Genomic DNA, 12,426 nt, shown 5'->3' with positions numbered 1-12,426 from the left:
GGTCGGACGGCCGGCGGCCCCGCACCGGGCGGGGGGCCGGGCGGGGGTGGGCCGGGCAGGGCCGGCCGCCGCTCAGAACCGCACCGGCAGCCGGTGCACTCCCCGGATCAGCGAACTCGGCCGCCACAGCAGCTCGGCGGCCGGGGCGTCCAGCGTCAGGTCGGGGCAGCGGGCCAGCAGCGAGGTGATGGCGATCCGGCCCTCCATCCGGGCCAGCGGCGCGCCCAGGCAGTAGTGGACCCCGTGGCCGAAGGCGAGGTGGCCCCGGGGGTCGCGGCGGATGTCGAAGGTGTCGGGCGCCGGGTAGCGGCCGGGGTCGCGGTTGCCGGCCGCGAGGACGACGGTGACCACCTGCCCGGCCGGTACCAGCCGGCCGGCGATCTCGGTCGGCTCGCGGGTGAAGCGGTAGGTCGCGTTCTCCAACGGCCCTTCGTAGCGCAGCATTTCCTCGACGGCGCCGTCCATCAGCCCGGGATCGGCGCGCAGCGCGGCGAGTTGGTCGGGGTGGCGCAGCAGCGCCAGGACGCCGTTGGCGATGAGGTTGACGGTCGTCTCGTGGCCGGCCACCAGCAACAGGAAAGCCATTCCGACGAGTTCCTCGGCGGAGAGTTGGTCGCCCTCCTCGTCGCGGGCCTGGATCAGGGCGCTCAGCAGGTCGGCCTGCGGCCCGCCGCGCCGCTTGTCCTCGATCAGGCTGGTGAGGTAGCCGCCGAGGTCGGCCGCGGCGGCGGCCTCCTCGTCGTAACCGGTGTTCTCCCCTATGACCTTGCGGGACAGGGCGCTGAACATGCCGCGGTCCAGGTCGGGTACGCCCAGCAGTTCGCAGATGACGGTGATCGGCAGCGGGAAGGCGAACGCCTCGATCAGGTCGGCGCTGCCGCTCGGCGGCAGCGCGTCGAGCAGCCGGTCGGTGATGTCCTGGACGCGGGGCCGCAGCGCCTCGATCCGCCGGGAGGTGAACTCGCCGGCCACCAGCTTGCGCAGCCTGCTGTGCTGCGGGGCGTCGGACTCCAGCATGTTGGCGCTGATGACGTAGAGGTCGTCCGGGTCGTCGAGCAGCGTCCGCCAGTCCTTGCTCAGCCGCGGGTCCGCGAGCACGGCGCGGCCCTCCTCGTAGCCGACGACCAGCCACATCTCGCCGCCGGACGGCGTGTTGACGTGGTGCAGCGGACCCTGTTCGCGCAGTCGGGCGTAAACCGGGTACGGGTCGGCGATGAACTCCTCGCCGTATCCGGCCAGATCGATGGTCTCGATGATGCTCATCGGCATCCCCTCGGTACGCAATGGCCCTCACCGCACGTCGGCGAGGCGCTCCAGCAGTTCGGTGAGCCGCTTGGTGACCGTCTCCCGGTCGCCGTCGGTCAGCGAGGAACCCATCCCGACGGCCACGGCGCCCGCGGCGACCCAGTGCGGGGCGTCCGCCACGGTGATGCCGCCGATGGGCAGCAGCGCGGCCTGGGGAATGATCGCGCGGACGTCGATCACCCAGTCCGGCGTGTAGGCGGTGGCCGGGTAGAGGGTGAGCGCGTCGGCGCCCAATTCCATGGCGTGGACGGCTTCGGTGGGCGTGGAAACACCGGGGAAGACGGGTATGCCGTAGCGGTGGCCGGTGCGCAGCACCTGCTCGTCCAGGTTGGGCGAGAGCAGGAAGCGGGCGCCGGCCTCGATCGCCATCCGGGCGGACACCTCGTCCAGGACGGTGCCGGCGCCTATCACCGCGTCGTCGCCGACCTCGCGCACCAGGGTGGTGACGGCCTCCAGCGCGAAGGGCGTGGTGAGGGAGATCTCCAGGGTGGTCAGCCCCGCCGACAGCAGGGTGTCGGCGGTCGCGGCGGCCTGGTCGTAGCTCTCGCTGCGGATGGTGGCGAATACCCGCTGGTCGAGTGCGGCCCGGGTGATCTCCCAGCGGTACACGGCGATTCGCCCACCTTCCTCGGGGTCTGCACGGCGGGGGTGCAGCGCGGCGTCGCGGTGCACGGGGTCTGCACGCTACCCGTAGTGGGCGGCCCTGACAGGCGGTGAAGCCGCAGCGTCACCGCACCGTGACATGAGAGGAGCATGAGACCGCTGGGGCCGTCGGGTCATCCCGCGTAGATCGTCGCCGGCACCAACCGTGTGACATCGCTCACCCCGTCGTGGTCGTTCGCGCCGACGGAGGCGGGTGTCACCCCACGTGGGTGGAGAACATTCCGCCCGTCGGGCCCTGCTTGTCCCCACCTTGCGCCTTCTTGAGCGCGTTGGCGAGCCCTTCCAGTGTCATGGATTGCAGGATGACCCGGCCATCACCCTCCAGAGTGGCGAGGGAGAGTCCTTCGCCGCCGAAGACGGCGTTCATGATGCCCTGCCGGTTGAGGCCGCCGATGCGCTGGACGCCGTACTGGATGCCCTCCTCGAAGGCCACGATGCAGCCGGTGTCCACCTCGATCCGGCCGCCGAAGTCGGCCGGGTTGAGGTCGATGAAGTTGCCCGCGCCGGCGATGATCACGGTGCCGTGGCCGGTGAACTTCTCCAGGATGAAGCCCTCGCCGCCGCTCATGCCCTGCCGGGCGCCGGCGAAGGCGATGCCGAACTGCACGCTGGACTCGGCCGCCACGAAGGCGTCCTTCTCGGCGAACCAGGCCCGTGAGCCGGTCAGCTCCAGGGCCCGCATCTCGCCGGGCAGCACCCCGGCGAAGCCGACGGTGCCCTCGCCGCCGGAGGCGGTGAAGTACTGGAAGGCCAGGGATTCGCCGGCCAGCGCGCGCTGGCCGACCTGCATGGCGGTGCCCATGGCCTGCCGCAGCAGCCCGCCCATGCCGCCGCCCTGCTGGCCGGGGGCGCCGCCGCCGGCCCGGGTGCCGGGACCGCCCAGACGGGTCTCCATCGCGACGTTGGAGGTCTTGAAGAGGAACTTGCCCGCCTCGCAGTAGACGGTCTGACCCGGGCTGAGGGTGCAGATGGCCATCTGCATGGCGTTGCCGACGATCTGCTGCTGCAGGGTCACAGCGGGCTCCTAAGGCGTGCTCGGGGATGAGGCCGGCCCCCCGTGAAGCGACGCCGGGCCACGCCGGCCGGCGTGCACGGAACCGGGGTGCACCGCCGGATCAACGTACCGCGCGCGCGATTCGGTTCCGCAGGGTTTCGGGGCGCTCGGTCCGGTCGCCGTCGTCGTGGCCGCCGCTCCGGTCGGCCGGGACCCGCGGCGTGCGCTCGCCGCCGGTGTCCAGGAAGCGGGCCAGCGGGAGGGTGGCGGCGCCCACGGTGACCGCGTCGGCGCCGAGCCGCCCCAGCTCGATGGAGGTCTGCGCGCAGGGGTGGTGCAGCGCGTAGGCGGCGGCGACCTCGCGGACGGCGGGCAGCAGCCGGGGGCCGAGCAGCAGGCCGGCCCAGCCGCCGATCACGATGCGCTGCGGGTTGAAGAGGTTGATCAGGTCGGCGATGCCGGCGCCGAGGTACTCGGCGGCCTCGGCGAGCAGCGCGGCGGCCTCGGGGTCGTGGTCGGCGGCGGCCAGCAGGGCCGCCAGGCCGATCTCCTCGCTGACTGCCTCGGGCGCGGCCGGCCAGCGGCCGAGCAGCGCCTCGGCGCCGACGTAGGCCTCCAGGCAGCCGCGGGAGCCGCAGCGGCAGGTGCGTCCGCCGACCCGCAAGGTGGTGTGGCCCCATTCGCCGGCGCTGCTGCTGGCGCCGTGGTACGGGCTGCCGTCGGCGACGACGGCCGCGCCGACCCCGGAGCCGATCAGCGCGATGACGACGTTGCCGGAGCCGCGGCCGCCGCCGAACCACATCTCGGCCTGGCCGAGGGTCTTGGCGCCGTTGTCGATGTACAGCGGCAGGGCGGTGCCGGCCCGCAGCAGCCGGCCGAGCGGGACCGCGTCCCAGCCGATGGTCTGGCCGTGCACGACGATGCCGCTGCCCTCGCCGGGGGCGCTGCCGTCGGGGTCGCCCTGTTCGACGATGCCGGGCACGCCGATGCCGACGCCGAGCACCTCGCTGTCGTCGATGCCCGCCTCGCGGACCACGGTGGCGATGCCTTCGAGCGCGAGCCGGACCACGTGGTCCACGTCGTGGCCGCTGTCGGACAGCGGCAGGTCGGCGGAGGCCAGTTCGGTCAGCGCGAGGTCGAACAGCTCGACCCGGACCCGGGTCTCGCCGACGTCCACACCGACGACATGGCCGAAGCCGGCCGCGACTTGGAGCAGGATCCTGGGACGGCCGCCGTCGGACTCGACGGCCCCGGCCTCCTCGACCATGCCGTCGGCGATCAGCTCGCCGACGACGTTGCTGATGGACCCGGCGCTCAGGCCGGTGTCCCGGCCCAACTCCTGACGGCTGAGGGGGCCTTCGAAATACAAATGACGCAGAAGCGATGCACGGTTGCCCCGCCGCAGGTCACGCACGGTCCGCTTGCCGCGCTCTGCCATCAAGTCTCCCTCCCACACCGTCCGGCGGAAATCTATCGCTGCACGGGGTCTTGACGCCACCTTTTCTCACAAGTTAAATCACGGCCTGAATTAAGGCACAGACGCTGTTCACTTCCTGAAGCGATCCCACCCCCTGAGAGGGAACCGGTATGCGCACCTCCAGCACGTCCAGCAGACTCCTCGCGGCCACTGCCCTCGTGGCCGCGCTCGGTCTGACCCTGTCCGCCTGCGGCGGCGGCTCCGACAAGAGCAGTGACAAGTCCTCCAGTGACCCCGGCAGCCTCAAGGGCCAGACGATCACGTACTGGGCCAGCAACCAGGGCACCAGCCTGGACAACGACAAGCAGGTGCTCACCCCGGAGCTGAACAAGTTCACCCAACAGACCGGCATCAAGGTCAAGCTGGAGGTCGTCGGCTGGGCGGACCTGCTCAACCGGATCCTGGCGGCCACCACGTCCGGCCAGGGCCCCGACGTCCTGAACATCGGCAACACCTGGTCCGCGTCGCTGCAGGCGACCGGCGCGCTGCTGCCGTGGGACGCCGCCAACTTCGCCAAGATCGGCGGCAAGGACCGCTTCGCGCCCGCCGCGATAGCCTCCGCCGGCGCGGCCGGCCAGGACCCCGCCGCGGTGCCGATCTACTCGATGGCCTACGGTCTGTACTACAACAAGAAGATGTTCGCCGACGCGGGTCTGACCCCGCCGAAGACCTGGGACCAGCTGGTCTCCGACGGCAAGGCGCTGACCAAGGACGGCCACTACGGCCTCGCGGTCGAGGGCGGCAACGGTTCGGAGAACATCCACCACGCCTTCGTGCTGGCCAAGCAGCGGGGCTCCAGCTGGTTCGACGCGTCGGGCAAGGCGACCTTCGACACCCCGCAGAACGTCGCGGCGGTCAAGCAGTACGTCGACTTCATCGCCAGCGACAAGATCGCCGCCAAGGGCGACGCCGAGTACGCGCAGAACCAGACCATCACCGACTTCGCCACCGGCAAGGCCGCGATGATGATGTGGCAGTCCGCCGCCACCTCCATCAAGGCGCACGGCATGACGCCCGATCAGTACGGCGTGGTGCCCGTCCCGACCCAGACCGAGGGCGCCACCGGCGACGCCGGTGTGACGTCGATGGTGGCCGGCATCAACGTCGCGGTGTTCAAGAACAGCAAGCACCAGGACGCCGCCGTCCAGCTGGTCAAGTTCCTGACCAGCACCCCGGAGCAGAAGATCCTCAACGGCACCTACGGCTCGCTGCCGCCGGTCAAGGAGGCGCAGAGCGACCCCGCCTTCCAGACGCCCGATCTCAAGGTCCTCGCCGGTGTGCTCGGCAGCTCCGCCGCTCCCCTGCCGCAGGTCCCGAACGAGAGCCAGTTCGAGACGCTGGTCGGTACCGCGGTCAAGAACCTGTTCGCCGACGCCGCCGCCGGCAAGGCCGTCACGGACTCGTCCGTGAAGACCGAGCTGACCAAGGCTCAGCAGCAGATGCCCGCATCGTAAGGATCGGCTCTTCATGACTGCCACCGCCCCTCCCCGGAGCGCCCCCGAGGCCGGTCCCCCCAGCGGCAAGTCCGCTGCCGGGGGCCGGCTCCGGCCGCGCATCCCCGTCCGGCTGCGCCAGATCGGCCTGCCGTATCTGCTGCTGTTCCCCGCGCTGATCCTCGAACTGCTGATCCACCTCATCCCCATGGTGTTCGGCATCGTCATCAGCTTCAAAGGTCTGACCCAGTTCTTCATCCGCGACTGGGGCAGCGCGCCCTGGAACGGGCTGGACAACTACCGCCTGGCGGTGAAGTTCAACCAGCCCGTCGGTGAGGCGCTGCTGCACTCGTTCTGGGTGACCTGCGGCTTCACCGTGCTGTCGGTCGCCTTCTGCTGGCTGTTCGGCACCGTCGCGGCCATCTTGCTGCAGGACGCCTTCCGCGGCCGCGCCCTGCTGCGCGCGATCTTCCTGGTGCCGTACGCGCTGCCGGTCTACACGGCGGTCATCACCTGGACGTTCATGTTCCAGCAGGACACCGGCCTGGTGAACCACGTGCTGCACGACCAGCTGCACATCACCTCCGACAAGCCGTTCTGGCTGATCGGCCCCAACAGCTTCTGGGCGCTGGTCATCGTCTCGGTCTGGAAGGGCTGGCCGTTCGCCTTCCTGTGCATCATGGCGGGTCTGCAGAACATCCCGCGTGAGCTCTACGAGGCCGCCGCGATGGACGGCGCCGGTATCTGGCAGCAGATCAGGAAGATCACCATGCCGTCGCTGCGGCCGGTGAACCAGGTGCTGGTGCTGGTGCTCTTCCTGTGGACGTTCAACGACTTCAACACACCATTTGTGATGTTCGGTCAATCGGCGCCGCACGCGGCCGACTTGATCTCCATCCACATCTACCAGTCGTCGTTCATCACCTGGAACTTCGGCTCCGGCTCGGCCATGTCCGTGCTGCTGCTGCTCTTCCTGCTGCTGGTCACCGCGATCTACCTGCTGCTCACGTCCAGGAAGCGGGGTGACTCCGATGTCTAGGATGCCTGCCGAGCAGTCCCCCATGGCGGCGCCGAAGTCCTTTCTGTGGACCCGGCGGATCCTGCTGACGCTGCTGCTGCTGTTCGTACTCATCCCCGTGTACGTGATGCTCAGCTCGTCGCTGAAGAACCTCCAGGACGTCCAGGGGTCCTTCAAGTGGATCCCCAGCCACCTCACCATCCGGCCGTACATCGACATCTGGTCGACCGTGCCGCTGGCGCACTACTTCATGAACTCGCTGATCGTCTCGGTCAGCGCGACACTGCTGTCCGTCGCGGTGGCGATCTTCGCGGCCTACGGGGTGAGCCGCTACCGCTTCGCGGGCCGCCGGCTGTTCACGGTGACCGTGCTGTCGACGCAGATGTTCCCCGGCATCCTCTTCCTGCTGCCGCTGTTCATCATCTTCGTCAACATCGGGAACTCCACCGGCATCCAGCTCTACGGCAGCCGGCTCGGCCTGATCATCACGTATCTGACCTTCTCGCTCCCCTTCTCCATCTGGATGCTGGTCGGCTACTTCGACTCCATCCCGCGCGACCTGGACGAGGCCGCGAAGGTCGACGGCTGCGGCCCGTTCGGCGCGCTGTTCCGGGTCGTCGTACCGGCTGCCATCCCCGGCATCGTCGCGGTGTCCGTCTACGCGTTCATGACGGCCTGGGGCGAAGTGCTCTTCGCCTCCATCATGACCAACGACAGCACCCGAACGCTGGCCGTGGGCCTGCGCAGTTACGCCACTCAGAACGACGTGTACTGGAACCAGGTCATGGCCGCCTCGCTCGTGGTGAGCTTGCCGGTGGTCGCCGGATTCCTTGCCCTGCAGCGTTACCTCGTCGCCGGACTGACCGCCGGCGCCGTCAAGTAACCCCACCGAAAGGTAACTTGTGAACGACCTGAGCGCTCTTCCCGCCGATTTCATCTGGGGCGCGGCCACCGCCGCCTACCAGATCGAGGGCGCGGTGGACGAGGACGGCCGGGCCCCGTCCATCTGGGACACCTTCTCCCACACCCCCGGCAAGGTCGCGGGCGGCGACACCGGCGACGTCGCCTGTGACCACTACCACCGCACGGCCGAGGACCTGGAGCTGATGAAGGCTCTGGGCCTGGACTCCTACCGGTTCTCCATCGCCTGGCCGCGGATCGTCCCGCAGGGCGGGGGCGCGGTCAACGCGGCCGGACTCGCCTTCTACGACCGGCTGGTCGACTCCCTGCTGGAGGCGGGCATCACGCCCAACGCCACCTTGTACCACTGGGATCTGCCGCAGGCCCAGCAGGACCGCGGCGGCTGGCCGGAGCGGGAGACCGCCGAGCGGTTCGGCGAGTACGCCGCCGTGGTCGGCCAGGCACTCGGCGACCGGGTGAAGGACTGGGCGACCCTCAACGAGCCGCTGTGCTCGGCGTGGATCGGCCACCTGGAGGGCACCATGGCTCCGGGCTGGACCGATCTGACCGCGGCGGTGCGCGCCTCGTACCACCTGCACGTCGGGCACGGTCTGGCCATGCAGGCGCTGCGGGCGGCCCATCCGGACCTGCGGATCGGCATCGTCAACAACCTCAGCCCCTGCGAGCCGGCCACCGACCGGGAGGCCGACATCGCGGCGGCCCGGCGGGCCGACGGACACACCAACCGCTGGTGGCTGGACCCGATCCACGGGCGCGGCTACCCGCAGGACATGCTGGACCTGTACGGAGTGGACCTGCCCATCAAGGACGGCGACCTGGAGTCGATCGCGGCTCCGCTGGACTGGCTGGGTCTGAACTACTACTTCCGGCAGATCATCACGGACGACCCGACCGGCCCGGCGCCGCACGCCAAGTCGGTGTACCTGCCGGGCGTCCGCCGCACCGCGATGGACTGGGAGGTCAACGCCGACGGCCTGGAGCAGCTGCTGGTCCGGCTCTCCGAGGAGTACGGCGCCCGCCGCATCATCGTCACCGAGAACGGTTCGGCCTACCACGACACGGTGGGCGCGGACGGTCAGGTGGACGACCCGGAGCGGGCCCAGTACCTGGAGGAGCACCTGGCCGCCTGCGCCCGCGCGATCCGGCGCGGGGTCCCGCTGGCCGGCTACTACGCCTGGTCGCTGCTGGACAACTTCGAGTGGGCGTACGGCTATGACAAGCGCTTCGGCATGGTGCACGTCGACTACGCCACCCAGAAGCGCACCATCAAGGGCAGCGGACGGCGTTACGCCGACCTCATCGCGGCACACCGCCGCCGGGTGCGCCGCGCGGCCTGAGCTCACCTCCCGCCGGCCGGCCGTTCGATGAGCCGGCCGGCGGGCTCGCCGGTCACCGCGCCGCCGCGCGCCACCACCCGGCCGCGCAGCCAGGTCGCGCGGACCACCCCGTACAGGGTGCGGCCGGCGTAGGCGGTGACGGGATTGCGGTGGCGCAGCAGGGCCGGGTCCACGGTGAAGGTCTGCTCGGGGGCGAGCACCGCGAAGTCCGCGTCGCGGCCCTCGGCGATGGCGCCCTTGGTGGCGGCGAGTCCGGCGAGGCGGGCCGGACCGGCGGACATCCAGCGGGCGACGTCGGCAAGGGTGTGCCCCCGGCGGCGGGCCTCGGTCCACACCGCGGGCAGGCCCAGCTGGAGCGAGGAGATCCCGCCCCAGGCGGCGGCGAAGTCACCGGTCTCCCGGTGCTTGAGGTCGACCGTCGAGGGCGAGTGGTCCGAGACCACGCAGTCGATCAGCCCGCCGGCCAGGGCCTGCCAGAGCGCGTCCTGGTTCTCGGCCTCCCGGATCGGCGGGCAGCACTTGAACTCCGTGGCGCCGTCGGGCACTTCCTCAGCGGTCAGGGTGAGGAAGTGCGGGCAGGTCTCCACGGTGATCCGGACGCCTTCGCGGCGCGCGGCCGCCAGCAGCGGCAGCGCGCCGGCCGAGGACAGATGCAGGATGTGCACCCGGGCGCCGAGCCGCCGGGCCAGCGCGATCAGATCCGCGACGGCCCGGTCCTCGGCGGCCCGGGGGCGCGAGGCGAGGAAGTCGGCGTAGCTGCGGCCGGACCGCTGCGGGGCGGCGCCGATGATCCCGGGGTCCTCCGCGTGCGCGATCAGCAGCCCGTCGAAGCGCGTCAACTCGGCCAGGGCCGCGTGCAGTCCGGCCGGGTCCAGCGGCGGGAACTCGTCCACGCCGGAGGGCAGCAGGAAGCACTTGAAGCCGAAGACACCCGCGTCGTGCAGGGGCCGCAGGTCCGCGGTGTTGCCCGGGACGGCGCCGCCCCAGAAGCCGGTGTCGGCGTGCACCCGGCCGCGGGCGGCGTCCCGCTTGACGTCGAGGTGGGCGGTTGCGGTGGTGGGCGGGATGCTGTTCAGCGGCATGTCGACGACCGTGGTGACGCCGCCGGCCACCGCGGCGGCGGTGGCGGTGGCGAAGCCCTCCCACTCGGTGCGGCCCGGGTCGTTGATGTGCACATGGGTGTCGACCAGGCCCGGCAGCAGGACGTCGTCCCCGAGGTCGGTCAGCCGGGCGCCGGCCGGGACCGGGGCGTCGTGGCGCAGTACCGCGGTGATGACGCCGCCCTCGACGGCGACCGCGGCCGGGCGTTCGCCGTCGGGGGTCACCACGCGGGTGGACCGCAGCAGCAGCCGGTCCGTCGGGTCCTGGTCGATCAGCGGCTCCCGCACCCTACGGCCTCCGGTCAGCGGCTACTTCAACGTTTCGTTGACGGCCATGGTGGGGAGCGTCGGCGGGAACGTCAAGGACGGTAGGATTCCGCAGGGCGAAAGAGATCTTCCGCCAACCTGGCGCCGGCCGTAGCGCCGAGCCGGGCGGCGCGCACCCGACCGACCCGACCGCACCGACCCGACCCGACCGACCGAGGGGAACGCACGTGCCTGCTGACCGCGCCGGAGGCGTCCAGTCGCTCGAACGGGCCTTCGACCTGCTGGAGCGGATGGCCGACGCCGGCGGCGAGGTCGGGCTCAGCGAGCTGGCCTCGACCAGCGGGCTGCCCCTGCCCACCATCCACCGGCTGATCCGCACCCTGCTGGACCGCGGTTACGTCCGGCAGCAGCCCAACCGGCGCTACGCGCTCGGGCCCCGGCTGATCCGGCTCGGCGAGAGCGCCTCGCGGCTGCTGGGCGGCTGGGCCCGGCCGCACCTCGCGGAACTGGTCGAGGCGACCGGCGAGACCGCGAACATGGCGCTGCTGGACGGCGACGAGGTGGTGTACGTGGCCCAAGTGCCGTCGCGGTACTCGATGCGGATGTTCACCGAGGTGGGCCGGCGGGACCTGCCGCACTCCACCGGGGTCGGCAAGGCGCTGCTCGCCGAACTGCCGCCCGAGGAGGTGCGCGCGCTGCTGGCCCGTACCGGCATGCCGGCCGCCACCGACCGCACCATCACCGAACCGGAGGCGCTCCTGGCCGAGTTGGAGCGTATCCGCGCGGTCGGCTACGCGGTGGACGACAACGAGCAGGAAGTCGGCGTGCGGTGCCTCGCGGTCACCGTGCCGGACTCCCCCACGGCCGCGGCCATCTCGGTGTGCGGACCCTCGGGCCGGGTCACGGAGGCCGCCACGGAGAAGATCGTGCCCGTCCTGCGCGATGTGGCCCGCCAGTTGGCGCTGGCGCTGCGCGGCGCCGGGACGCCGGTCGGGTGACGCCGGCCGCGCGCCGTCGCGGGAACGGCCGGATCATGCTCCTTCGCGCCCCCGGTACGGCGGCGCCAGGATCTCCACCGCCTCCCGTAACGCGTCCAGCGGGGCGGTCAGCGCGCTGACCGAGCCCAGCGCCGCGGCCACCAGCAGCAAGGAGTGCCGCAGGCTTTCGGAATCGGGCAGCATGCCGGCCCGGCCGGCCCGGGCGGCCTGCCCCGCCAGCTCGTCCAGTTCGTCCTCGGCGACCGCGCGGTCCGGTAACAGCGGCCGGTACGCCGCGAGTTCACGCCGCAGCCAGGCCACCGCATCGTGCAGGCCCGCCGCCGCGCCCCGCTGCGCTCCGCCGCCGCCCGGCCGCGCGGACCTGCCGCTGCGGTCGTCGTCGAGCACCTGAGTCTCCCCCACCACCACGTACTACCTGCCCCATTGAGTTGTCCTGGCTCCCGGGGCCCGGACCCTCGCCCCCCGGGGCGGATCAGTAAACGCGACCGCGCGCCATTGCGCTACAGGACCGTAGAAATTTGCGCCGAATTCCATCCGCGCCGCGGGCGCTCGGTGTCCGGCCGGTCACTCTCGGCGGTCCCGGCGGTCCGCGCGCCCGCCGGCGAGGGGGGTTTGACGATACCCGTACGCGCCACACCGCCCGGGGCCTGTTCCGGCACCGGGCGGCAGGCGTATGCAGGAGTCATGCAGAGGCGAGGCGAGGTGGCGCGGGACGGGACGGCGCACGGCGAAGTGGCCGGTCTGCTGCTGGCGGCCGGCGGAGGGCGGCGGCTCGGCGGCCGGCCGAAGGCGCTGCTGCCCTTCGGCGGCCGGCCGCTGGTGGAGCACGCGGTCCGGGTGCTGCGGGCGGGCGGCTGCGCTCCGGTGCACGTGGTGCTCGGTGCCGCGGCGGCCGAGGTACGCGAGCGGGCCG

Annotated in this window: 12 protein-coding genes; 6 read left to right on the top strand and 6 right to left on the bottom strand. The window is 71.5% G+C overall.

What is annotated here, in order from left to right:
* Window positions 1–72: 72 nt before the first annotated feature.
* The 4 genes from GA0115240_RS03020 to GA0115240_RS03005 all read right to left on the bottom strand — a co-directional run bounded on the left by GA0115240_RS03020 (window position 73) and on the right by GA0115240_RS03005 (window position 4,400).
* The gene (locus GA0115240_RS03020; RefSeq protein ID WP_176724971.1) at window positions 73–1,263 is read right to left on the bottom strand and encodes a cytochrome P450 family protein; all 1,191 of its coding nucleotides are present in this window, start codon (window positions 1,261–1,263) and stop codon (window positions 73–75) included.
* 27 nt (window positions 1,264–1,290) lie between these two features.
* Window positions 1,291–1,914 (bottom strand): bifunctional 4-hydroxy-2-oxoglutarate aldolase/2-dehydro-3-deoxy-phosphogluconate aldolase, encoded by a 624-nt coding sequence (locus tag GA0115240_RS03015; protein WP_093735083.1) that lies wholly within the window; start codon window positions 1,912–1,914, stop codon window positions 1,291–1,293.
* A gap of 250 nt (window positions 1,915–2,164) precedes the next feature.
* Complete coding sequence (locus GA0115240_RS03010; protein WP_093735082.1) at window positions 2,165–2,983, bottom strand: AIM24 family protein; 819 nt, start codon at window positions 2,981–2,983, stop codon at window positions 2,165–2,167.
* A gap of 100 nt (window positions 2,984–3,083) precedes the next feature.
* A complete protein-coding gene (locus GA0115240_RS03005; RefSeq protein WP_093735081.1) occupies window positions 3,084–4,400 on the bottom strand; it encodes an ROK family transcriptional regulator in 1,317 nt (438 codons plus the stop codon).
* A 149-nt stretch (window positions 4,401–4,549) separates the two neighbouring features.
* Between GA0115240_RS03005 and GA0115240_RS03000 the strand changes: the two genes are divergently transcribed.
* From GA0115240_RS03000 to GA0115240_RS02985, 4 genes are read left to right on the top strand one after another with little or no spacing between them, the layout of a single operon-like run.
* A complete protein-coding gene (locus tag GA0115240_RS03000) occupies window positions 4,550–5,893 on the top strand; it encodes an ABC transporter substrate-binding protein (RefSeq protein ID WP_093735080.1) in 1,344 nt (447 codons plus the stop codon).
* A gap of 13 nt (window positions 5,894–5,906) precedes the next feature.
* Window positions 5,907–6,911, top strand: a complete 1,005-nt coding sequence (locus GA0115240_RS02995) for a carbohydrate ABC transporter permease (RefSeq protein WP_093735079.1) — start codon at window positions 5,907–5,909, stop codon at window positions 6,909–6,911.
* A gap of 22 nt (window positions 6,912–6,933) precedes the next feature.
* Window positions 6,934–7,773: a carbohydrate ABC transporter permease gene (locus tag GA0115240_RS02990; protein WP_093735086.1), complete on the top strand. Its 840-nt coding sequence runs from the start codon at window positions 6,934–6,936 to the stop codon at window positions 7,771–7,773.
* Between the two features lie 19 nt (window positions 7,774–7,792).
* Window positions 7,793–9,148 (top strand): GH1 family beta-glucosidase, encoded by a 1,356-nt coding sequence (locus GA0115240_RS02985; protein ID WP_093735078.1) that lies wholly within the window; start codon window positions 7,793–7,795, stop codon window positions 9,146–9,148.
* Between the two features lie 2 nt (window positions 9,149–9,150).
* On the opposite strand, the gene allB is transcribed toward GA0115240_RS02985, so the two are convergent.
* Entirely contained in the window at window positions 9,151–10,536 is a 1,386-nt protein-coding gene (gene allB, locus GA0115240_RS02980; protein WP_256069515.1) for an allantoinase AllB, read from the bottom strand.
* Between the two features lie 206 nt (window positions 10,537–10,742).
* Here allB and GA0115240_RS02975 point away from each other — a divergent pair, with 206 nt between their 5' ends.
* Complete coding sequence (locus GA0115240_RS02975; RefSeq protein ID WP_093735077.1) at window positions 10,743–11,513, top strand: IclR family transcriptional regulator; 771 nt, start codon at window positions 10,743–10,745, stop codon at window positions 11,511–11,513.
* Window positions 11,514–11,546: 33 nt separating this feature from the next.
* On the opposite strand, the gene GA0115240_RS02970 is transcribed toward GA0115240_RS02975, so the two are convergent.
* A complete protein-coding gene (locus GA0115240_RS02970; protein ID WP_346267914.1) occupies window positions 11,547–11,915 on the bottom strand; it encodes a DUF5955 family protein in 369 nt (122 codons plus the stop codon).
* 282 nt (window positions 11,916–12,197) lie between these two features.
* On the opposite strand from GA0115240_RS02970, the gene GA0115240_RS02965 reads away from it, so the two are divergent.
* Window positions 12,198–12,426: NTP transferase domain-containing protein (locus GA0115240_RS02965; RefSeq protein WP_161301985.1), on the top strand; the 229-nt coding region annotated here is incomplete at its 3' end.

The sequence above is a fragment of the Streptomyces sp. DvalAA-14 genome (assembly GCF_900091855.1).
Lineage (GTDB): Bacteria > Actinomycetota > Actinomycetes > Streptomycetales > Streptomycetaceae > Actinacidiphila.
This window is presented reverse-complemented; position numbering and strand designations above follow the sequence as displayed.